Annotated in this window: 1 rRNA gene; it reads left to right on the forward strand. The window is 54.3% G+C overall.

The features are described from left to right. Window positions 1-160 precede the first annotated feature (160 nt). Window positions 161-219 (forward strand): 16S ribosomal RNA (locus tag OO63_RS41180); the annotation flags it as partial.

Below are 219 nucleotides of genomic sequence, written 5' to 3' on the forward strand. Positions count from 1 at the left end.
AGATATGTTGATACCCCGTCTACCGGACATCATGTTCGGTGGCGAGGTTCCTTTGAAAAAGTCCTTCTACGGAAGGCACACAGCGAGGACGCTGTGAACCGGGGGATTATTCCTCTCCTGGTTCCGCTCTCGTGGTGTTGAACCGGATGACCGGTACACATTCACGGAGAGTTTGATCCTGGCTCAGGACGAACGCTGGCGGCGTGCTTAACACATGCA

Source organism: Streptomyces alboflavus (genome assembly GCF_000716675.1).
In the GTDB taxonomy this organism is placed as follows: domain Bacteria; phylum Actinomycetota; class Actinomycetes; order Streptomycetales; family Streptomycetaceae; genus Streptomyces; species Streptomyces alboflavus.